The sequence below is a fragment of the Sphingomonas sp. M1A8_2b genome (assembly GCF_053345535.1).
Genome location: NZ_JBKFAH010000002.1, coordinates 641,546 through 663,436 on the forward strand (window position 1 = coordinate 641,546; position 21,891 = coordinate 663,436).

Annotated in this window: 16 protein-coding genes; 10 read left to right on the top strand and 6 right to left on the bottom strand. The window is 64.8% G+C overall.

The annotated features are described in order from the left end of the window. Nucleotides 1–567, bottom strand: a complete 567-nt coding sequence (locus ACLBWL_RS11110; RefSeq protein ID WP_447792976.1) for a cytochrome b — start codon at nt 565–567, stop codon at nt 1–3. Nucleotides 568–669: 102 nt separating this feature from the next. Here ACLBWL_RS11110 and ACLBWL_RS11115 point away from each other — a divergent pair, with 102 nt between their 5' ends. The 6 genes from ACLBWL_RS11115 to ACLBWL_RS11140 all read left to right on the top strand — a co-directional run bounded on the left by ACLBWL_RS11115 (nt 670) and on the right by ACLBWL_RS11140 (nt 10,133). Next, complete coding sequence (locus ACLBWL_RS11115; RefSeq protein ID WP_447792978.1) at nt 670–2,097, top strand: glycosyltransferase family 2 protein; 1,428 nt, start codon at nt 670–672, stop codon at nt 2,095–2,097. A gap of 251 nt (nt 2,098–2,348) precedes the next feature. Beyond that, a complete protein-coding gene (locus ACLBWL_RS11120) occupies nt 2,349–5,543 on the top strand; it encodes a TonB-dependent receptor (protein WP_447793489.1) in 3,195 nt (1,064 codons plus the stop codon). Nucleotides 5,544–5,764: 221 nt separating this feature from the next. Next, nucleotides 5,765–6,508, top strand: a complete 744-nt coding sequence (locus ACLBWL_RS11125) for a SapC family protein (protein ID WP_447792980.1) — start codon at nt 5,765–5,767, stop codon at nt 6,506–6,508. A gap of 5 nt (nt 6,509–6,513) precedes the next feature. Then, nucleotides 6,514–7,542: a cupin-like domain-containing protein gene (locus tag ACLBWL_RS11130; RefSeq protein ID WP_447792982.1), complete on the top strand. Its 1,029-nt coding sequence runs from the start codon at nt 6,514–6,516 to the stop codon at nt 7,540–7,542. 2 nt (nt 7,543–7,544) lie between these two features. Further along, complete coding sequence (locus ACLBWL_RS11135; RefSeq protein ID WP_447792984.1) at nt 7,545–9,068, top strand: tryptophan halogenase family protein; 1,524 nt, start codon at nt 7,545–7,547, stop codon at nt 9,066–9,068. A gap of 126 nt (nt 9,069–9,194) precedes the next feature. Beyond that, entirely contained in the window at nt 9,195–10,133 is a 939-nt protein-coding gene (locus ACLBWL_RS11140) for an SMP-30/gluconolactonase/LRE family protein (protein WP_447792986.1), read from the top strand. Nucleotides 10,134–10,135: 2 nt separating this feature from the next. Here the strand turns inward: ACLBWL_RS11140 and ACLBWL_RS11145 are convergent, their stop codons facing one another. Together ACLBWL_RS11145 and ACLBWL_RS11150 are read right to left on the bottom strand one after the other, a co-directional pair. Next, nucleotides 10,136–10,612 (bottom strand): cupin domain-containing protein, encoded by a 477-nt coding sequence (locus ACLBWL_RS11145; RefSeq protein WP_447792988.1) that lies wholly within the window; start codon nt 10,610–10,612, stop codon nt 10,136–10,138. Next, nucleotides 10,609–11,727 (bottom strand): Gfo/Idh/MocA family protein, encoded by a 1,119-nt coding sequence (locus ACLBWL_RS11150; protein ID WP_447792990.1) that lies wholly within the window; start codon nt 11,725–11,727, stop codon nt 10,609–10,611. The genes ACLBWL_RS11145 and ACLBWL_RS11150 overlap by 4 nt, the downstream gene beginning before the upstream one ends. A 357-nt stretch (nt 11,728–12,084) precedes the next feature. On the opposite strand from ACLBWL_RS11150, the gene ACLBWL_RS11155 reads away from it, so the two are divergent. Beyond that, entirely contained in the window at nt 12,085–13,011 is a 927-nt protein-coding gene (locus tag ACLBWL_RS11155; RefSeq protein ID WP_447792992.1) for a crotonase/enoyl-CoA hydratase family protein, read from the top strand. A gap of 4 nt (nt 13,012–13,015) precedes the next feature. Here ACLBWL_RS11155 and ACLBWL_RS11160 read toward each other — a convergent pair whose 3' ends face one another. After that, nucleotides 13,016–14,989: a putative bifunctional diguanylate cyclase/phosphodiesterase gene (locus ACLBWL_RS11160; RefSeq protein WP_447792994.1), complete on the bottom strand. Its 1,974-nt coding sequence runs from the start codon at nt 14,987–14,989 to the stop codon at nt 13,016–13,018. Nucleotides 14,990–15,228: 239 nt separating this feature from the next. Between ACLBWL_RS11160 and ACLBWL_RS11165 the strand changes: the two genes are divergently transcribed. The 3 genes from ACLBWL_RS11165 (at nt 15,229) to ACLBWL_RS11175 (ending at nt 20,040) form a co-directional block, all read left to right on the top strand. Then, nucleotides 15,229–16,425, top strand: a complete 1,197-nt coding sequence (locus tag ACLBWL_RS11165) for a multidrug effflux MFS transporter (protein ID WP_447793491.1) — start codon at nt 15,229–15,231, stop codon at nt 16,423–16,425. Nucleotides 16,426–16,547: 122 nt separating this feature from the next. Continuing rightward, a complete protein-coding gene (locus ACLBWL_RS11170) occupies nt 16,548–18,059 on the top strand; it encodes an ATPase domain-containing protein (protein ID WP_447792996.1) in 1,512 nt (503 codons plus the stop codon). Nucleotides 18,060–18,075: 16 nt separating this feature from the next. Beyond that, entirely contained in the window at nt 18,076–20,040 is a 1,965-nt protein-coding gene (locus ACLBWL_RS11175) for an ATP-binding protein (protein WP_447792998.1), read from the top strand. 39 nt (nt 20,041–20,079) lie between these two features. Here the strand turns inward: ACLBWL_RS11175 and ACLBWL_RS11180 are convergent, their stop codons facing one another. Together ACLBWL_RS11180 and ACLBWL_RS11185 are read right to left on the bottom strand one after the other, a co-directional pair. After that, nucleotides 20,080–20,967 (bottom strand): polysaccharide deacetylase family protein, encoded by an 888-nt coding sequence (locus tag ACLBWL_RS11180; RefSeq protein ID WP_447793000.1) that lies wholly within the window; start codon nt 20,965–20,967, stop codon nt 20,080–20,082. A 98-nt stretch (nt 20,968–21,065) separates the two neighbouring features. Then, nucleotides 21,066–21,863: a hypothetical protein gene (locus ACLBWL_RS11185; RefSeq protein WP_447793493.1), complete on the bottom strand. Its 798-nt coding sequence runs from the start codon at nt 21,861–21,863 to the stop codon at nt 21,066–21,068. Nucleotides 21,864–21,891 lie beyond the last annotated feature (28 nt).

Genomic DNA, 21,891 nt, shown 5'->3' on the forward strand with positions numbered 1-21,891 from the left:
TCAGTCGCGTCCGGCACCGGGGACGATCCGGCGCAGTTCGCGGTGGCCGTCGATCCATTCATGCTTGAGCGCTCCCGCGATGTGCAAACCGACCAGCACGTAGAGGACATAGGCCAGCCACGCATGCGCGGCGCCGAACACCGCATGCAGCGTCTCGCGCGTCGCAGGGTCGATCGACCCGAACGCGATCCGCGGCCACTGGACCAGGCCGTAGAGATACATCGGATGGGTCGCGGCATCCTTCCACGCCGAATCCATGATCCAGCCCGATAACGGCATCGCGAAGATGATCGCGTAGAGCAGCCAGTGCGTGACGTGCGATACCGTCACCTCCCAGCGCTGGTAGCGGGCCGGCAGCGCCGGCGGACGGTGCGTCGCCCGCCACAGCAGCCGCATGATCGCCAGCCCCAGCACGGTGATGCCGATCGACTTGTGCAGGTCGATCACGGGGCGGACATGATCGTCGGCCAAATACGGCCAGACCCAGGCAAGCCCGACATTGACGACGATCCCGAGGGCGACCAGCCAATGAAGCGCGATCGCGACCCCGGTGTATTTCCTGACCATCCGCCTGTGCCTCGCTCGTTGTTGCCGGCCCTTCGTCTGCGGGGGCGATTTCCGCAATAGCCCATTCATCCGTCACGCGGTACGCGCGCCGCGATGCCATCGATGACCACCATATTCACCGCGCAATCGCCGCGCCTGTCGCCGCGACCGATCCCGATCGTCAGCCGCCTGATCGGCCTTGCGGTGCCGCTCGTCTTCCTGGCGCTCGTGCTCCAGGCGTTCCTGCGCCAGGGGCTCGCGGTGTGGTCGGTCGGGATCGCGTATATCCTCTACGATACCGCGCTGCTGGTGTTCACCGCGTGGCAGATCCGCGATCTCGCTTATGCGCCGCCACCCAAGCCGAACGGCCTGCCCGCACCGAGCTTCGGCGTGATCGTCGCGGCGCATAACGAGGCGAGCGTCATCCGCCTGACGATCGACCGGCTGCTGGCGCAGGCGCATCCGCCCGAGACGATCATGATCGCCGACGACGGGTCGACCGACGCCACCCCCGTGGTGATGCGGGAGCTCTACGCGCTGGTGGTACCGGCGCTGGGCGACGTCGCGACGGTCGATCTCGGCGGCACACGACTCGCATGGCTACGTCTGCAGCATGGCGGCAAGGCCCGCGCGCTCAACGACGCGCTGCTGCGGATCGATACCGCGATCGCCCTGACCGTCGATGCCGATACGCTGCTCGAACCGGGCGCGATCGCGGCGATGCGCGCGGCGTTCGCGGCGGAACCCGAACTGGTGGCGGCGACCGGCGTGCTCGCGCCGATTTGCGGACCAAGCCTCGGCGGGCGGCTGTTCGAGTGGTTTCAGTCGTACGAATATGTCCGCAATTTCCTGTCGCGCGACGCGTGGATGCGGATGAACGGCCTTTTGCTGATCTCCGGCGCGTTCGCCGCGTTCCGGCGCGACGCGGTGATCGCGGTCGGCGGCTTCGATCCCGACTGCATGGTCGAGGATTACGAACTGATCCACCGGCTCCACCGCCATGCGCACGACACCGGGCTCGACTGGCGGGTGCGCGTGGTCGGTGGCGCACTGGCGCGAACCGATGCCCCGGCGAGCATCCCGGCGTTCCTCAAACAGCGTCAGCGCTGGTTCGGCGGGTTCCTTCAGACGCAGCACTGGAACCGCGACATGGTCGGCAACCGCGCGTATGGCCGGCTCGGTACGCGGATGTTGCCGGTCAAGGCGCTGGACACGGTGCAACCGATCTACGGGCTGGCGGCGTTCGCGATCCTGATCGGACTGGTGATCACCGGACGGTTCGCGCTGGCGCTGCCGATCCTGATCGTGATGATCGTCAAGATCGCGATCGACCTGAGCTTCCATCTCTGGTCGCTCGGCATCTACAAGCGCTGGACCGGGCAACGCGAAGGTCTTGGGCTGGGCGCTGCAATCATCGCCGCGATCGCCGAGCCGTTCACCTTTCAGCTCCTGCGCCACCTCGGCGCGATCTATGGCTGGGTCGCTTTTCTGCGGGGCGGCCAGACGTGGGGACGGCAAACGCGGACAGCATTGGAACACCGGGGATCCTAGTGTTTGGATCAGAATGAATGTATTCTCACTAATTATACTAAATACCAATTCGGATAATCGAGATATTATAATTGGTAACGCTGTTATGACGACAGTATTCCGAAGTATTAACCACGGTCGACGATGAATTCGATCGTGCAAACTCCTTGCCATCGTATCTCGCTGGATTATGGTAGCGCTCGCACAAGCTGACAGATGATCGGTCGTGCGACTCCGTGGTCATGGTGATCGCGATGAATGGGGGGATGAACATGAAGGCTGAAGGTCTTTCGTCGGCGCTCGCGCGCTCGGCGTCCGTCGTGGCACTGGCGACCTGTCTGACGATTTCGGGGCCCGCGTTCGGGCAGCAGCAGACGGGCGCGGAGGCGACCAATGCGCAGCCGACGACCGAGCCGGGAACCACCGCCGACGCGACGGCCGCGGCCGGTCAGTTGACCACCCCTGCAACCGCGCCGTCTTCCGAGTCCACGCTGGCGCCCGCGAGTGACGAGATCGTCGTCACCGGCGTCCGCGCCAGCCTCGAGCGCTCGATCGCGATCAAGCGCAACTCGACCGGTATCGTCGATGCGATCTCGGCGGAGGACATCGGCAAATTCCCCGACACCAACCTCGCCGAGTCGCTCCAGCGGATCACCGGCGTCTCGATCAACCGCACCAACGGCGAAGGCGCGCTCGTCACCGTCCGCGGCTTCGGCCCGAGCTACAATCTCGTCACGCTGAACGGCCGGCAGCTCGCCACCGCGAACGTCCAGGTTGTCGGCGGTGACCAGAACTCCGACGGTGCGCAGGGCGCGAGCCGCTCGTTCGACTTCTCGAACCTCGCCTCGGAAGGCGTCCGGACGCTCGAGGTCTACAAGACCGGCCGCGCGTCGGTGCCGACCGGCGGGATCGGCGCGACGATCAACGTCGTCACGCGTCGTCCGCTCGACGGCAAGGGCGGGCTGACCGGCAGCATCGGTGCGAAGGGCGTGTACGACACGAGCACCGATGGCTGCCTCGATTGCGGATCGAAGGTAACCCCCGAGCTGTCCGGCGTGCTGAGCTGGGCCGACCCGACCGACCGGTTCGGCGTGTCGCTGTTCGGCAGCTACCAGAAGCGCAACTTCACCTCGATCGCGGCGACGTCCAACGACTGGAACGTCATGTCGTACAACGACTTCCTGACGGGCGGTTTCGTCAAGGGCGACGGCAGCGCGAAGATCACGGGCGCGCCGACCAACCCGAACCAGCTCGTCGCCTTCCCCAACGATAGCCGCTACCATTATGCCGAGGGCAGCCGCGAGCGTATCAATGGCCAGGCGGTGGTGCAGTTCAAGCCGATCGAGACACTGACGCTGACCGCGGACGCGTTGTTCGCGCAGAACACGCAGAAGGAAATCCGTTCGGATCTCTCCAACTGGTTCAGCCGGCCGTTCGACGAGGTGCGGTTCGACGCCAATCCGGTGGTCGCGACCGCAAACTATCTGCACGAGACGATCAACGGCGCCAAGGACGAAGGCTTCGAGGCACAGAATCGCGGGCAGAAAAGCCGGGTTCAGGATTTCGGCCTGAACGGCAAGTGGGAGCTGACCGACAATTTCACGGTCAATCTCGATGGCCATTACAGCAAGGCCTCGAGCCGGCCCGACAACCCCAACGGCAACAGCTCGACACTGGTCGGCATGGCAGCGAACGTCGTGACCGCGCATTCGGTCGACTATACCGGCGACATTCCCAAGCAGGATATCACGCTGAACGGTCCGTTGACGCTGAACGAGGTCGGCTCGCAGATCGGTCGGACGTTCGCGTCGGCGCAGGATCAGCGCGTGAAGGAACTGCGCGCCGACTTCGGCTGGGATCTGGGCGGCGGCAGCCGTTTCGATTTCGGCGGCAATCTGCGTGACACGAATATGCATCAGACGCGGGTCGCGACCCAGCAGGTGCTTGGCGATTGGGGCATCACCAACCCCGGCGACGTCGAGAAACTGGCGCCCGGCGCGCTCCAGGCCTTTTGCCTGGTCTGCAAGTTCAAGCATTTCGACCCGGGTAACGATCCGGAGTCGCAGACCGCGTTCCGCGGCGATGCGGCCAGCATCTACTCGATCCTGTCGCCCTTCTATGCCGGTCAGGGCAATGCGGTCGGCGTGACGACCAACGAGGACAACCGGGTTCGCGAGAAGATCTGGTCCGCTTACGGTCAGGTCACCTGGAAGGGCGAACTGGCCAACCGACCTGCGACCCTGGTCGCTGGCGTCCGCTACGAACACACCAAGTCGACATCGACCTCGCTCGTGGCGGTGCCCGCCGCGATCAACTGGGTGTCCGACAACGACTATACGGTCGTGATTTCGAACCAGAACAGCTTCCTCACCGATGGCGGATCGTACAACAATTTCCTGCCGTCGATGGATTTCCAGATCGAGCTGAGGACCAATCTGATCGGCCGTCTATCGTTCAGCAAGACGATCGCCAGACCCGAATATGGCAGCCTGTTCACCTCGACCAGCGTAGCCGGACCGACCCGACCGATCGCGAACGGCGGGATCGCGTCGGGATCGACCGGCAATGCCCGACTGATCCCGCTCGAATCCGACAATCTCGATGCGTCGATCGAGTGGTATTACAAGCCGGACAGCTATGTTTCGCTCGGCGTGTTCGACAAGCGGGTGCGCAACTTCATCGGTAACGGCCAGTTCACCACCGAGCTCTTCGGTCTTCGCGATCCGAGTTCGGGTGCGGCGGGAACCCGGTCCGGACAGGCCAAGGCTGCGTTGCAGGCCCTGGGGGCGGATCAGAGCGACGTGAACCTGTTCGCGCTCACCGCATTGCTCGACCAGACCGGCTCGATCGGCGCGGCGACGACGGTGTTCCAGGCGAATTACAACGCCACCACCCGGTCGCTCAACGACGACTTCGTGAAGCAGATCAACAGCACCCGCGATGTCGTCGCCAACGGTACCGACGCGCTGTATCAGTTCCAGCTGACCCGCCCCGTGAACAACAAGGACGCCGAGATCTACGGTGTCGAGATCGCGGGGCAGCATTTCTTCGGCTCGAGCGGCTTCGGGATCGGCGCGGCCTACACGTTGGTGCGCGGCGATGTCGGGTTCAATATCGGTGCGCCGAGGACCGAGAACCAGTTCGCGTTGCTCGGTCTTTCGGACACGGCGAACGCGACACTGATCTACGACAAGCACGGTTTGTCGGTCCGCTTGGCGTATAACTGGCGCGGCAAGTTCCTGTCGGGGATCAACCGTCAGGACTCGCGTAATCCCGAGTTCACCAAGCCGTTCGGGCAGTTGGACGCGAACATCAGCTACGACATCACGCCGAACTTCGCGGTGTCGCTGGAGGGGATCAACCTGACCGAACAGAAGCTCAGGACCTATGCCCGCGACGAAAGCGAACTCTGGTACGGCCAGGAACTGCGCCGTCGCTTCCTGCTCGGCGGCCGCTTCCGCTTCTGACCGTGTCGCGCGTCGCGAACGCGCGATCGGCGGAGGCTGTCAGGGACGTCTGCTCGGAGCCATTGTGGCTCGGGCAGGCGACCATGTTCCGGGCATGTTCCGGGAATGAGCCGGGTCGGTCCCAAACCATAATCGTGTCAGGGGTCGCGCATTGCGCGCGGCCCGCGCACTGGTCATGATGCCGGAATGCGCATGCCCTTCGCCCGAGAAAAAGGCTGACCGTGACCAGGATCGTTCTTCTCAACAATGTCGACCACGGCGACCTCACGATCGCCACGGGGCATGGGCCGGAGTTCGGCGATGCCGTGAACCAGGTGCTCGTCTTTCCGACCGAATGGCAGGACGTGCAGCGTGAATATCCGATCCTGTTCCGACAATCGGAGGAGGGGCGGTACCAGTCGGTCGCGCTGGTCGGGTTGGACCGGGACGAGAATGTGTTCCTCGGCGATGGCGCTTGGCACGCGCGCTACGTGCCGGCGCTGCATCGGCGCGGGCCGTTTTCGATCGGCGTGCAGCGGTCCGACGACGAGCGCGAGGACGAACCGATGATCCACGTCGATCTCGATCATCCGCGCGTGGTCGAGGGATATGAGCGCCAGGGGCAGGGCGCGAGGCAGCCGGCTTTCCTGAGGCATGGTGGCAACAGTCCGTATCTCGACGCCATCGCCGACGTGCTGAGGCGGGTTCATGCCGGGGTACTGGCGAATGATCCGATGTTCGCGGCGTTCGAGGCGGAGGGGTTGATCGAACCCGTGGCGCTCGAGATCGCGCTCGACGACACGACGACATACACGCTGGATGATCTCTACACGATTTCGGCCGATCGCTTCGCGGCGCTCGATGGTGCGGCGCTGGCGCGGCTGCATGCGTGCGGCGGTCTCGCGGCGGCGTGCTGGGTGATCGCGTCGCTGGAGACGATGCCGCATCTGATCGACCGAAAGATCGCCCGGTTGTCGCAATCATGAGCGGTATGACGACTCTGCCCGCCGTTCGCACGATCGAAGGCATCGCGCGGGGCGATATCGATTTCGCCGCGCTGATCGAGGCGGGTGAGCCGGTCGTGCTGAAGGCGGTCGCGACGGACTTGCCACTCGTCGAGGCTGGCCGGCGCGGCGTCGAGGCGGCGATGGCCTACCTGCTGCAGTTCGATGCCGGGCGACCGGTGGTCGGGTTCGTCGGTCCACCGGAGATCGGCGGACGGTTCTTCTACAACACCGATCTCACCGGCATGAACTATACCGCCGGCCGAGCACCGCTGGCAGACTATCTCGCGCGGATCCGCGTGAACCAGTCCGAAGCGACACCCGAGTCGGTCTATCTCGGCTCGACCGATCTCGACCTGTATTTTCCGGGTCTGCGGGCCGCGAACCAGATCGTCGGCACGGAGGCTTTGCCGGCCTCCGGTCAGTCGCTCGCAAGCCTGTGGATCGGCAATCGGACAACCGCTGCGGCGCATTGGGACATGTCGAACAACATCGCCTGTCCGCTGGTCGGTCGGCGTCGTTTCACGCTGTTTCCCCCCGATCAGGTGGCCAACCTCTATCCCGGTCCGCTCGAACCGACACCGGGGGGGCAGGTCGTCAGCATGGTCGACTTCCGCGCGCCCGATTTCGCACGATATCCGGGGTTTCGCGAGGCGCTCGCCTCCGCCCGGGTCGCAGACCTCGATCCCGGCGACATGCTCGTATACCCGGCCTTGTGGTGGCATCAGGTCGAGGCGCTCGACGCCTTCAACGTGATGGTCAATTACTGGTGGAACGACGTCCCCGCATTTGTCGACACGCCGATGACGACGCTGTTGCACGCATTGCTGAGCCTGCGCGACCGCCCGGAACGCGAGAAGCGGGCATGGCGCGCGATGTTCGATTATTACGTGTTCGGCCCCGCCGATCGTGCCGCCGATCACCTCCCCCCGAATGCGCGGGGCGCCCTCGACACGCTCGATGACAGGGCCGCGCGGCGTCTGCGCGCTCAGGTCCAGCAGCGGTTGAACCGATAGGAATGCCGAGCATGACCGACGAGCGACGTCCACGCCGCGTGGTGATAGCGGGGGGCGGGACGACCGGCTGGCTCGCCGCGGCCGCGCTCTCGCAGCAACTCGGGGCGTTGCTCGACATCGTGTTGGTCGAGTCCGAGGAAATCGGCACCGTCGGTGTCGGCGAGTCCACCATTCCCACTGCGCGCGCCTTCCATCGCCTGATCGGCCTCGACGAGCAGCGGTTCATGGCCGAGACCGGCGCCACCTTCAAACTCGGCATCGCGTTCGAGAACTGGGCACGGATCGGCGATCGCTATCTCCACGCGTTCGGCGAGACCGGCCAATCGACGTGGATGGGCGCCTTTCACAATTTCTGGTTGCAGGCGCGCGAGCACGGGTTCGGCGGCGATTTTGGCGACTATTGCCTCGAGCTGCAGGCTGCGGACGCGGGCAGGTTCGCGATCGACGACAGTGCGTCGGCGCTCAGCTACGCCTATCATCTCGATGCCGGGCTATACGCGCGGCATTTGCGCTGCGTCGCTGAGGGGGCAGGGGTTCGCCGTATCGAAGGGGTCATCGAACGGGTCGAGCGCGTCGATACGAGTGGCGACATCGCAGCGCTGATCCTCCGATCGGGGGACCGGATCGAGGGCGATCTGTTCATCGACTGCACCGGCTTCCGCGCTCTGTTGATTGGCCAAGCGCTCGGCTCGCCGTTCGAAAACTGGCGGCACTGGCTGCCAACCGACAGTGCGGTCGTCACGCAGACTCGCGCGACCGGCCCGGCGATACCCTATACCCGCGCGATCGCGCATGGGGCGGGATGGCGATGGAAGATCCCGCTCCAGCACCGCGTCGGTAACGGGCTGGTCTATGACAGCCGCCATTTGTCTGCAGACGAGGCGCGCGCGCAATTGCTCGCGGAGGTCGACGGCGAGGTGCTGTTCGAACCTCGGCTGATCCGCTTCGAACCGGGATGTCGACGCGAAGCGTGGCGGGGGAATTGCGTCGCGATCGGGCTATCGAGCGGGTTCGTCGAGCCGTTGGAGTCGACCGCGATCCACCTGTCGATGATCGCGATCACGCGGCTGTTGCAGCTGTTTCCGTTCGACGGCAATCACGCGGCGGCGGCGCGACGGTTCAACGCGCAGAACACCGCCGAGATCGAGCGGATCCGCGACTTCATCGTGCTGCATTACGTGCTGACCGAACGCGACGACACCGCGTTCTGGCGCGCGTTCCGGACGATGGCGATACCCGACACGCTACAGGACCGCATTGCCTTGTTCCGGGAGAACGGCATCGCCTACCAGGACCAGGACGAGCTGTTTCGCGTCGATTCCTGGGCTCAGGTGATGATCGGCCAGCGCGTGAGACCGCGCGCGCATCACCGGATGGCGACGATCATGGGCGAGCCCCGGTTGCGACAGGTGCTCGAGGAGATGAGGGCGGGGGTCACAGGCAAGGTTGCCGAACTGCCGACGCACGAGAATTTTCTTCAACGTTACTGCCCCGCGGACAAAGCGAGCGTTCTGCGTCGTGCATGAGGGCAGGCGCGTTTGCAGGGTCGGGAGACTAACCGGGTGATCGATGCGTCTTCAACGACTGATCGGCGGACCGTGCTCCTCGGCGCGCTTTCGCTGGCCGCTGTGCCGCAAAGGGCGGATGCTGCAATGCGCGTGCATATCCAGCGCCTGTCGCCCGCGTTCGACCGGATGGTCGAGCCGGGCGCGACGGCGACGGTGATCGCGACTGGAATACGCTGGGCGGAAGGTCCGCTCTGGGTCGAAGCGGGCCAGTACCTGCTGTTCTCGGACCCGCCTGCAAACGTCGTGCGTCGATGGCAGAAGGACAGCGTCGCCACGCCTTTCCTCTCGCCGTCCGGCGCGGGCGGGACCGATCCGAAGCTAGTCCGAGAGCCGGGTGCCAACGGGTTGGCGCTCGATCGCAAGGGGATGCTGCTGATCGCGAACAGTGGCGGACGATCGATCGATCGCGTCGATCTCGTCACGCGACGTCGCGAGGTGGTGGTCGATCGCTATCAGGGGAAAAGGTTCAACAGTCCGAACGACCTCCACGCCGCGCGTGACGGCGCGATCTATTTCACCGATCCGCCCTATGGATTGGTCGATGGCGATGCGTCGTCATTGAAGGAGCAGGCGATCAACGGCGTCTATCGCTGGACGCCTGGCTTGGATGTTGAGTTGATCGACGGTACGCTGACCCGCCCGAACGGCATCGCCCTGTCGCCCGACGAGACGCGGCTCTACGTTTCGGTGTCCGACGACAAGGCGCCCCGGATCATGGTCTATGATCTGGACCGAACGGGTCGTCCGCGGCGGTCGCAAACGTTCCTCGACGCCAGGCCGATGCTCGCGGGCGGCGCACCGGGGCTGCCCGACGGGATGAAGGTTGCCCGCGACGGTACGCTGGTCTGCTCGGTGCCGGGCGGAATGATGTTCCTGTCGCCCGACGCTGAGCCGCTCGGGCTGATATCGGCTGGCTCTTCGATCGCGAACTGTGCGTTCGGCGAAGGCGGGCGCGCGCTGTTCCTGACTGCGAACGATCGTGTGCTGCGGTTACCGCTACGCGCGGGCTGGCGGCCAGTCTGAGGTCACCGCTTCGCCGGCAGTTTCATGCCGAGCAACACCAGCCGGTCGCCGGTGATCCCGAACCAGTGCGGCACGCCGGCCGGAATCAGCATCACATCGCCGGGCCGCAGCGTCCGGGTCCTGCCGCCGATGATCCGCGCCCCTTCGGTCAGGTCGGGTTTGACGACCTTGGCGTCGGCGAGCCTTCCGCCCGAGATCAGCGTCCCGGCGCCGGCAATGACGATCGCGTATTCTGCTTGATCAGGATGGATGGCGGGGCGGCCCGGCTTTTTCCAATATTCGAGCGCGGCGATGGTTTCGCCGTCGCGAACCAGCGGCTGCCACGCGAACCCTTGTCCCGGCTTCAGCGCGGCGCGCATCGCGGCCACCTGCGCGTTGACCTCCGCAGCCGATGCGAAGCTCGTGGGATCGACCGCCTGCGCCGTTGCCGCGGCGGGTGCCGCAGCGATCAGCACCGCCAGTATAAACGAAAACTTCATGCGCGATCCTTCCGCGTGCCGTCGAGCCGGATCGTCCGGCCTTCGCGTGCGGAGCGGTAGATCGCCTCGACGATCCGCATGTCGCGCAGGCCTTCCTCGCCCGACACGATCGGTTCGCGCCCACTGCGGATGCTCTGGACGAGATGATCAAGCTGACCCGCGAACTGGGTCTTGCCTGGGCCGGAGGGCGGCGTGACTTCGCGTTCGCGGCCGTCCTTGCCGAGCCACATGTGATTGCCCTCGTAGCGCGTCGCGGGTTCAAGTTCGATCCGGCCGGTATCGCCCATCAAAAGGACGTGGTTCTGATTGGCGCTGTACATCGACTGGCAACTGGCGATAGCGCCCGACGGAAATTCGAGCGTCCAGTCGATGATATCCTCGACCTCCGTGAACCGGGGATCGCGGCGATCGGTCGATTCGCGCGCGGTCACCGCGATCGGTTCCTCTCCGGTCATGTAGCGTGCGGCCTGGAGGCTGTAGATGCCCATGTCCATCAATGATCCGCCGCCCGACAAGGCGCGTTTCAGCCGCCATTTCGACGGGTCGCGCTGCACGAACCCATGCTCGGACCGCAGGTATCGGATCTTGCCCGCAGCCCCTGCGCGCGCCAGCCGCATCGCTTCGAGATTGGTCGACTCGAAATGGCAGCGATAGCCGATCATCAGCTTGCGATTGGCGGTCTTGCAGGCCGCGATCATCGCCTCGCATTCGGCGACCGATATCGCCATCGGCTTTTCGCACATCACGTGCTTGCCGGCCTTCGCCGCGCGGATGGTATATTCCGCGTGCATCGAATTCGGCAGGCAGACATAGACGATATCGACATCCGAATTGTCGCGGATCGAGTCGAAGTTCGCGTAGGAGTAGATCGACCGGGCCGGCAGTCCGTGGTCGACGGCGACGCGGTTCGCCTTGGCGGGATCGCCGCTGACCACTGCGGCAAGCCGACTGTGCTGGCAGTTCGCGAACTGTGGGATGATGACGTCGAGCCCATAGGAGCCGAGTCCGACGATCGCGTAGCCGAGCGGCCGATCGCCCGGTCCCGCGCCGAAAGCGCGGGAGGTCAGTGTCAGCGCCGCCGCTGAAATCATCAGGTCGCGTCGTGCAATGTCCATGTCGATCATCCCCGTCCTGCGCAAAGGTCTGAAGGCGAATGCGACGTGACGCAAGAGCGCACGCTTGAAGAAGGAACGGTTCTGCCATCGACCGTTCGTGGCGCGATTCTTCGATCCGCGATGCGATCTGGTCGAGATGCGACCAAAATTCGCGGGGGGCCTCCGCATTCGATTTCCCCCGTTAAACAAGCACATGCCAGGCATAGATCGAAACCGTCGTCGATATCCCGAACATGGCCGCTCGGACGGCGGCAAGACTCATCAGGTCGACCGGTGCATTAGACACGCCGCATCTGACGCGGACTCCGCCTAATCTTCTCGGGCAGCATGTCGCTGCGCGTAAGGAAGGAAGTCGCGATGACCGTCGAATACCCACCTGTCATGCCGTCCAGCAGGAGCCAGGCTCATCATCCGAAACCGATCGAGCTTCCGGCGTCTCTCCTGACTCGACAACCGTTTGCGTTCGCCGATCTGGAGGTCGCATTCGATCCGGAGCTCGACACGTTGTGGACCTATATGCGGCAAAAGGTCCGGCCGAGCTTCAACCCCGGGCTGCTTGCCGAGTTCGGCCAGTGGCAGAACGATATCGCCGAGGCGTGCTCGTCGGAAATGATGCCGATCCGCTATCTGGTTCTCGGGTCGCGCTTTCCCGGCGTGTTCTCGCTGGGCGGCGATCTCGATCTGTTTTCCGAGCATATCCGCCGTGGCGACCGCCAGGCGTTGGTCCGTTATGGCCGGGCGTGCGTGCGGATCCTGCATCGCAATATGCTCAGCCTCGACCATCCGATCATCACGATCGGTCTGGTCGAGGGCGACGCACTCGGGGGCGGATTCGAGGCGTTGCTGTCGTTCAACGTCGTGATCGCCGAGCGGGGCACCAACTTCGGTCTGCCGGAAACCAATTTCGGGCTGTTCCCCGGGATGGGGGCGCATTGTTTCCTGTCGCGGCGGCTCGGTGCGGCGCGGGCCGAGCAGATGATCCTGAGCGGACGGACCTACAGTGCCGAGGAGCTCTACGATCTGGGTATCGTCCATGCGTTGGCGGATCCCGGACAGGGGCGTGCCGAGGTTGAACACTACATCCGCCAGAACCGGCGTCGCCACAGTGGGCATTGCGCGATCTACGAGGCATCGCGCTCGGTCAATCCACTCGCGCTCGCCGAACTGGAGGCCGTGGTCGATCTGTGGGCCGATGCCGCGCTGCGCTTGAGCGATTTCGATCTCAAGCTGATGCGACGTCTGGTCGGTGCGCAGACCCGGCTGCTGACCAAGACAGGCACCTGAAGGCCTAGGAGCGCGCCTGCGCTTTCTGGGCATTGCCGGCAAGCATGGTCGCGACCATGCTTGCCGGCATCGGACGAGCGAGTAGAAAACCCTGGACCGCATCGCACCGGGTCCGGCGAAGCTGGTTGAGTTGCGCCTGCGTCTCGACGCCCTCGGCGACGGTCCGCATGCCGAGTTTCGCGGCGAGATCGATCACCGTCTGGACGATCGCCACCGAGGCCGGGCTTTCCTCGAGATCGGTGATGAACGATCGATCGATCTTCAACGTCTGGAACGGAAATTTGGTGAGATAGCTTAGCGAGGAATAGCCGGTACCGAAGTCGTCGAGCGTCGTCCGCACGTGCAGCCGGTTGATCGCGTCAAGCGCGGCCAACGACGCGTCGATATCCTCGAGCAGCACCGACTCGGTCACTTCGAGCTCGAGCCGTTCGGCGGCAAACCCGCTCGTGGCCAGCGCATTCATGATGACCGTCGTCAGATTGGCGGAGCGGAGCTGGATCGGCGACAGGTTGACCGCGATCTTCACGGTCTGGGGCCACGCGCTGGCGATCCGGCACGCCTCGCGGATCACCCACCCGCCGATCGAAACGATCAACCCGGTATCCTCGGCGATCGGAATGAACTCCGCCGGCGAGATCGCGCCGTGCCGCCGGTTGGTCCACCGCAACAGCGCCTCGCAGGAAAGGACGTACTCGCCGCTCAGATCGAAGATCGGCTGGAACACGAGGTGGAACTCGCCGCGCTCCAGCGCGCCCTGCATTTCGGCGGCGAGGTCGCGAGTCCGCGAGATTTTCTCGTCCATCAGCGGTTCGTAGAAGCACATCTGGCCACGACCGCTGTCCTTGGCGCGGTACAGCGCGAGGTCGGCATTCTTCAGCAACGTATCGGCGTCGATACCATCCGCGGGCGCGATCGCGACACCGATCGACGCGTTCACCTGGAGAAGGCGGCCATCGTGGAGCACCGGCTTTTCGACCAGCCCGAGAATCGTGTGGCCGACGGCGACCGCGTCGGCTTCCGCCTTCACGGTGCAGACCACGGCGAATTCGTCGCCGCCCAGTCGCGCGACCACGCCGTCGACACCGAACGCGTGATCGAGCCGGCGGGCGATCTCGGCGAGCAGCGCGTTGCCAGCCAGATGGCCGAACGAGTCGTTGATCTCCTTGAAGCGATCGAGATCGAGCCAGTTGATCGCCAACCAGTGATCCTTCGACGGCAGCGCCTGCAACCGTGCTTCGAATTGCTCGCGAAACGCGGTGCGGTTGGCGACGCCGGTCAGGTCGTCACGGCGCGCGACGGCGGCGTGATGCTCGGCGAGCGCCGCCTTTTCGCGCGATGCGACCGTCGCCTTCAGGATCACGCCATAGGTTTGCAGCGTGATATCCATCATCGCGACGACGAACAGCAGGATGACGATCGCGAGCGCGATCTTGAGCGGTTCGAGCGACAGGAGCAGCCCGATCGCCAGCGGTACCGAGGCGAAGCTAAGCTGCGACAGGGCGATCCACGGCCGCCCGGCGTTGCGCCCCGCTATCCCCGCCGCGTACCCGATCGTCGTCGTCACCGCCAGCAATTGAAGCACGCCGTCGTTGGTGTTGACGAGCGTCAGCAGCCCGAACGTGCCGAGCAGCGACGAGTAGCCGATCGCGCCCGACCGGTAGAGGAATTCCTGTCGACGGGCCCATGGTCCCGGTGCCGTTTTGCGGGGGAGGCGGCGCTTGCCGTTGCGTTGCTTCAGCCGCAACGCGTCGGCGATGCGGGTGGCTGCGACGATCGCGATCGCGACCGCGCATCCGATCATCCACAGGTTGCCGCTGACCAGCGCGACGATCGTCGTGATCGCACTGCTGGTAACCGCACCGATCACCAGCGACTGCGGCGACGCATAGAGCGATTCGACGAGCGTTTCCTGGACATAGGCAGCGATCGTTTGATCGGAGTGGCGCAACTGCCTCAGGCGGGTAATCAGACCGATCATGCAGCTCTACATGGGTGAAGAAGGTGTAAAAGAAACAAACAAATGCGCGTCGGGTCGGTCCAGAGCGATATTTTTTACCGTACTGTCCGCGTCGAGATGCCGATCGTCCCACGCCCCTCGTTTCCACCGTAATCGCGAAACCGTCTCGCCATATCGCCCGTATCGCTCGATCGGCCGTGGCATTCCTGGCGCGATCGCCTTACGCGCAGGTCATGAACGTCAAGACCTCTGACCCGTCGATGCAACCGCGCGAGTTCGTTGCCTTTATTGCCGCGCTGATGGCCGTGAACGCGCTCGGCGTCGATCTGATGCTGCCTGCGCTCGCCGATATCGGGCACCAGTTGAGCATAGCCACCGCCAACCACCGGCAGTGGATCATCACTGCCTACATGCTCGGTTTCGGAACCGGGCAGCTCGTCTACGGTCCGCTGGCGGACCGGTATGGGCGTCGGCCGATCCTGCTCGTCACGCTGGCTGGGTTCGTTCTGGCGAGCGTGTTCGCCGCCGGATCGCAGACGTTCGCCGCGCTGCTCGGCGCCCGCGTGCTCCAGGGGCTGATGTCGGCGTCGACCCGCGTGCTCGCGGTCGCAATCGTCCGCGATCGCTATGCGGGACGACAGATGGCGCGGACGCTATCAGTTGCGCAGATGATCTTCTTCCTGGTACCGATCATGGCGCCGAGCCTCGGGCAGATGCTGCTCGCGTTCGGCCCGTGGCGCTTCATTTTTTACGCGCTGGCCGGTTTTGCCGCGCTCGTCCTCGCCTGGTCGTTCACGCGGCTGCGCGAATCCCTGCCGGTCGAGAACCGTACCCCGCTGTCGCTGGCGGCGTTGCGCAACGGCTACACGCTGACGCTGACGAACCGGTTTTCCGCCGGCTATGCAGTTGCGGCGTCGATGACGTTCGGCGGCATCATCGCGTTTGTGTCGTCCGCCCAGCAGATTTTTGTTGATCAGTTTCATGCCGGCACGCGGTTCACGGTCCTGTTCGCGGTCTGCGCGTTTTCGATGGGGTGCGCATCGTTCGCCAACAGTCGGCTGGTCGAGCGGCTTGGAACCAGACTGATCTCGCAGTCCGCGGTGATCGGTCTGATCGTGCTGTCGGTCTGTCACATCGGCCTGATCGCGTCGGGCTCCGAAACGCTGGCGAGCTACATGGTATTTCAGGCGTTGAGCATGACCTGCATCGGCCTTTGCGGGGCGAATTTCGGATCGATGGCGATGGAACCGGTCGGCGCTATCGCCGGCACCGCCTCGTCCATCCAGGGATTCATCACCAGCGTCGGCGCGGTGATCGTCGGATCGATGATCGGCCAGTCCTACGACGGCACGACCTACCCGCTTGCAATCGGCTATCTGGCGATCGGCGTCGCGGTGCTGGCGGTAGTGTACGTCGTCGAGGGGGGCAAGTTGTTCCACGCGCATCACAGCGCGTGAAGGACAGCACATCACCGACAAGAACTGATCCGCGTCAGGATTGCCAACCGCGAGGCGTCGACTATGGTCATTGGGCCTAACGCGATAGCATTGTTGGCATTTACTCATTCTAGGATGCCAAATTGCCCCCCGATCCGCAGAGCACCGCGATCGTATCGACCGGAATAGCCGGGCTCGACGATATTCTGGGCGGTGGCCTAACCCCGCAACGCATGTACCTCGTCCAGGGAACGCCGGGGACCGGCAAGACGACCCTGGGTCTGGACTTCCTGCTGACCGGGGTCGCCGTCGGCGAGTCAGGGCTCTACATCACGCTGGCCGAAACCGAGGTCGAACTCCGGGCCGTTGCGGCGACGCACGGGTGGTCGCTCGATGGGCTCGAACTGTTCGAGATGGTGCCAGCCGATGGCTTGGGCGAGGATCAGGAACAGACCTTGTTGCATCCGAGCGAGGTCGAACTTGGCGAGACGATCCGCGACATCATGACCAAGGTCGATGCGTTCAAGCCCGCGCGCGTCGTTATCGACAGCCTTTCGGAACTGCGACTGTTGGCGCAGAGTCCGGTCCGCTATCGTCGGCAGATCCTGGCTTTGAAGCATTTGTTCTCGACTCGGCAGGTCACGGTGCTGATCCTCGACGACAAGGGCGCGACGGGTAGCGATCTCCAGCTTCACAGCATCGCGCACGGGGTGATCTCGCTCGAACAGACGCTATCCGGCTTCGGGTCGCAACGCCGTCGCCTGCACATCGTGAAGATGCGCGGCGTCCGCTACCGCGGCGGCTATCACGATTTCGAGATCGAGCGCGGCGGTCTGCGCGTCTATCCCCGCCTCGTCGCCGCCGAGCACGGCCGGACCTATAGCGACGACTCAGTTTCGACCGGGTCGGAGGCGCTGGACACGTTGCTGGGCGGCGGTCTCGTTCCCGGTACGGCGACGTTGCTCACCGGCCCCGCGGGCGTTGGCAAGACGACGACGTCGGTTCAGTGCATGGTCGCCGCCCTCGAACGCGGCGAGCATGCCGCGTATTTCCTGTTCGACGAGCGGTTGCCGACTTTGATGAAGCGCAGTGCGGCGCTCAATCTCGATATCCAGCCGTTCATCGATAGCGGCCAGTTGAAGATCCGGGCGATCGACCCTGCCGAGATGTCGCCAGGCGAGTTTGCGGATTCGGTCCGCGCCGCAGTCGAGGATGACGGCGCGCGCGTCGTCGTGATCGACAGCCTCAATGCGTATCTGCAGTCGATGCCCAACGAACAATTCCTGATCCTGCAGATGCACGAGATGCTGACGTATCTTGGGCAGGAGGGCGTGGTGAGCCTGCTGATCCTCGGCTTGCACGGCATGATGGGCGACATTCGCCAGGACGTCGACCTCAGTTATCTGTCCGATACCGTCGTCCAACTGCGCTATTTCGAAGCGCAGGGCGAAGTCCGCCAGGCGATCTCGGTAATCAAAACGCGTACGGCACGGCACGAACGGACGATCCGGGAGTTTCAGATCGGGAGCAAGGGTTTGCAAGTCGGCGAACCGTTGCGCGCGTTCCAGGGCGTTCTGACTGGCGTCCCGACCTTTTCCGGTGAGGGTAAGACATTGATGGCCAGCAGAATGGGATCGACGGAAGAGCACGGCTAGCGTGGAAGACCGTGTCTTGATCCTTGCCCCACGCGGCCGCGATGCTGCTATCGCCGCCGATCTGCTCGGGCGTAGCGCAATACGCTCGCTCGTCTGTGCGGATCGGGGGAAGTTGCTGGACGAGATGAGGCTTGGCGCGGGTGCGGTCATGCTGACGGAAGAGGCACTGGCTGGCCAGGATCGATCGGGCCTGACCGAGTGGGTGGCCGCACAGCCGACCTGGTCCGATCTTCCCTTCGTCGTACTCGCGAACGGTGCCGCCGCGCCACGGACCGCTGCCGCTGCCGATCGCCTTGCGGATCTCGGAAATGTAGTCCTGCTGCAACGGCCGCTCCATGCGGAGGCTATGCTGGGCGCGGTCCGATCGTCGCTGAAGGCGCGTCGGCGGCAATACGAGGTGCGCGACGCCGCGATGACGCTGGAGCGCGCGGTGGTCGATCGCACCGCCGAGCTTGAGGCCGCGCGCGAAAGCCTGACGATCGCGCTCGAGGCTGCCGGGATGGGCAGTTGGGACATCGATTTCGCCACCGGCAACGCGCGGCGAACGGCGCGTCACGACGAGATTTTCGGCTACATGACGCCTCGCCCGACATGGGACGTCGATGTCTTCCTCGGCCATGTCGATCAGTCCCAGAGATCGCGGATCGCCGCGGCTTTCGATGCGGCGCTGGAGGCCGGCTCGCTGGACATCGAGTGCGCGATTACCGCCGCGGACGGTGCGCGCAAATGGATCGTTGCCAAGGGACGCGTCACCTACGGACCCGACGGCAAGCCGTTGCGGATGACCGGTGTCGTCTCGGACGTTACCGACAAGAAGGAGTCCGATGCGCAACTCGCGCAGGCGCACAAGATGGACGCGATCGGCCAGCTGACGGGCGGCGTCGCGCATGATTTCAACAATCTGCTGACTCCCATCGTCGGTAGCCTCGACCTCGTTCGTCGCCGTCACAAGGATGATGAGAAGACGCAGCGGATGGTCAGCGGTGCCCTGCAAGCCGCCGAACGTGCCGCGACGCTCACCCAGCGCCTGCTCGCGTTCGCGCGGAAACAGGCGTTGCAGCCCAAGGCGGTCGACATCGGCGCGCTGATCGATGGGATCGTCGATCTGGTTCGCCGCTCGCTCGGGCCGACCATCGCCGTAGTGCTCGAAGTGCCCCGCCATCTCCCGTCGGCGCGCGTCGATCCGAACCAGCTCGAACTCGCATTGCTGAACCTGGCGATCAACGCGCGCGATGCGATGCCGGGTGGTGGTCGACTGGTGCTGACGGTCGCAGACATCGTCGTTGACGCACGGAACGTCCTGGGTCTCCAGCCCGGCCAGTATGTCCGGCTGACCGCGCAGGACACCGGCACGGGCATGGACCGTGCGACGCTTGCTCGCGCGACCGAACCGTTCTTCTCGACCAAGGGTGTCGGCAAGGGCACCGGCCTCGGCCTGTCGATGGTTCACGGCCTCGCCGCGCAGTCGGGCGGTATCCTCCATCTCAGGAGCGAGCCTGGGGTCGGGACGGCAGTCGAACTCTGGCTGCCCGCGACCGACGAGGTGGCGAGCGACACAGTCGATCACGACATCGAGCCGGCCCCGGCGCGACATGCGGCCAAGATCGTGCTGGTCGATGACGAGGAACTGGTGCGATCGGCGACCGCGGAGATGCTCCGCGATCTGGGGTATGTCGTGACCGAGTTCGGGTCGGCCAGCCAGGCGCTGTCGGCGATCCGGTCCGGGATCGATGTCGACATGCTCGTCAGCGACTATCTCATGCCCGGCATGACCGGTGGACAGTTGATCACCGAAATGCGCGCCAACGGCATCCGGCTGCCGACGTTGCTGGTCACCGGGTACGCGGCGGCGGGCGACGACGTGCCCGCTGACGTCATGCGCTTGGGCAAGCCATTCCGGCAGGTCGACCTCGCCGACCGCGTCAACCAGCTCCTCCGTATCCAGCCGAGCGGTGGCCGCCGCCTCCGTGTCGTCGAATAGACGGTTCTCGGTCGAGGTCGCTCCTCGGAAAGTTTGCCGTCAGACCGCTAAGCCATTGGTCGTGACGTGGTCCGCGATTGCTCCGGCCGTCGTCCACCAGATGCGTGGATCCGCCGCCTCCCGCAGCCGCGTCAGTACGCGATCGAGATGGAGCGCACGGTGCGCCTGTCCCATCACATACGGGTGCAACGCGATCCCGAGCACAAGCGGCCGTCGATCGCATTCGCCGAGGAGTTGCTCGACCGCGTCCTCGATCATGCTGGCAAATGTCGCGGCCTCCTGATGCCGACCGACGATCGCGGGAATATCATTGATCTCCTGCGAATACGGCACCGACAGAAGGCCGCGCCCGCTTCGCGTTGCCAGCCGGACGGGCTGATCATCATGCGCCCAGTCCAGCACATACCGATAGCCCGCCTCGTCGAGCAGGTCGGGCGTGCGGTGACTTTCCGAGATCCACGGCCCTAGCCACCCCGTCGGGCGCACGCCGATCCGATCGAAGGCGTCCAGCGTCCCCGCGATCATCGCCCGCTCGTCGTCTTCGGATAAGGTCCCTTGCGCCTGCGCGTTGGTATGGCCGTGCGCCGCAATCTCGTCACCGCGATCGCGGCAGGCCTCGGCGAGGCCGGGGCAGGTCGTCAGGATCGCGCCGTTGATCAGCGCGGTAGTCTTCATCTCGAGCCGGTCGAACATTTCCATGAACCGCCACGCGCCGACCCGGTTGCCGTAATCGCGCCATGCATAGTTCATGACGTCGGGATCGTTCTGCGCCGGCGCGAGGGTCGCACCAAGTCCCTCGCCGAAGCCGAACACCTCGTGGTTGACGCCGAGATAGATTGCGAGCCGGCGTCCTTCGGGCCACGAATACTCGGGACGTCCGACGATCGGGCTGTATGCGTATCGCCTGTGATGCGGCAGGTCAGTCATCGGTTCGCGTTCTCCGTGGCGGTTTGCGAGCGCTTTGCGTTCGCGTAACCCATTGGCATTGCTGAACGCGCACGACCTCCGAGAGTGCCGCAGACCGATCAGCCCAGCGGAACGGGCTTGAGCCGTGCGGAGTCGAGATGCCAGCGCAACTGGTCGGCCGACGCGCCGTCGACATCGTTCACCCGCCGGACGATATATGTTCCGCGGAAGCGCTGGCGAGACCCGTCGTCCAGCGTGGAGTCGACGGTGACCGGAACGGGCTGATAGACCGATCCAGCCCCCGCGCTGCCGGGTTCGAGCGTACCGATCGTGACGCGGGTCGCGCGGGTATGCGCAAAGCCGGCCTCGAACGCGGCGAGGGTCTGGCCGGGGCGGCCTGCGTTGCCCCACTGGCTCCAGGCGGTATCGAAATCACGCGCGTCGATCGCGGAGTAATACCGACGCACGACCGCTGCCGCGGCTTCCATGCTCTTGGGTGCAGGGCCGCAACCCTGCATCGGCGGGGCGTTGCCGTCGAACAGCGCACAACTGCGCGCGATCTCGTCATCGATCATCGCGCAACTGTTGGCAGCGTTGCAGGGCGGGTGCGTCGCTGGCGACACGTCGCGGCAGATCGCCACGCGACGCGCCGCGGCCGCCGCGCCGATATCGGCGAGGCAGGACTTTTTCGTGAGAACCGCCGGCGTGGGGGTTTTCGGCGCAATCGAACTGGCGATCTGCGTCGAGGACGGCGTGGACTGCCGTGCGGTGTCGGTGACGACGGCGACGTCGGCGTTGGTGGTGGTACTGCTCGTCGGTGGGCGATCGTCGGACCGATCGGGCGCGCCGCCACACGCGGCCAGCACGAACAGTGGCACGAGGGCCCACGGCGTCTTGATCTGTACCACTGCGATGATCCTCTCGTTGGCTTTCGGGCTTTGCCGA

Coding starts and splice junctions, on each gene's coding strand:
- ACLBWL_RS11110 (WP_447792976.1), bottom strand. CDS start 567: ATGGTCAGGAAATACACCGGGGTCGCGATCGCGCTTCATTGGCTGGTC.
- ACLBWL_RS11115 (WP_447792978.1), top strand. CDS start 670: ATGACCACCATATTCACCGCGCAATCGCCGCGCCTGTCGCCGCGACCG.
- ACLBWL_RS11120 (WP_447793489.1), top strand. CDS start 2,349: ATGAAGGCTGAAGGTCTTTCGTCGGCGCTCGCGCGCTCGGCGTCCGTC.
- ACLBWL_RS11130 (WP_447792982.1), top strand. CDS start 6,514: ATGACGACTCTGCCCGCCGTTCGCACGATCGAAGGCATCGCGCGGGGC.
- ACLBWL_RS11135 (WP_447792984.1), top strand. CDS start 7,545: ATGCCGAGCATGACCGACGAGCGACGTCCACGCCGCGTGGTGATAGCG.
- ACLBWL_RS11140 (WP_447792986.1), top strand. CDS start 9,195: ATGCGCGTGCATATCCAGCGCCTGTCGCCCGCGTTCGACCGGATGGTC.
- ACLBWL_RS11145 (WP_447792988.1), bottom strand. CDS start 10,612: ATGAAGTTTTCGTTTATACTGGCGGTGCTGATCGCTGCGGCACCCGCC.
- ACLBWL_RS11150 (WP_447792990.1), bottom strand. CDS start 11,727: ATGGACATTGCACGACGCGACCTGATGATTTCAGCGGCGGCGCTGACA.
- ACLBWL_RS11155 (WP_447792992.1), top strand. CDS start 12,085: ATGACCGTCGAATACCCACCTGTCATGCCGTCCAGCAGGAGCCAGGCT.
- ACLBWL_RS11160 (WP_447792994.1), bottom strand. CDS start 14,989: ATGATCGGTCTGATTACCCGCCTGAGGCAGTTGCGCCACTCCGATCAA.
- ACLBWL_RS11165 (WP_447793491.1), top strand. CDS start 15,229: ATGCAACCGCGCGAGTTCGTTGCCTTTATTGCCGCGCTGATGGCCGTG.
- ACLBWL_RS11180 (WP_447793000.1), bottom strand. CDS start 20,967: ATGACTGACCTGCCGCATCACAGGCGATACGCATACAGCCCGATCGTC.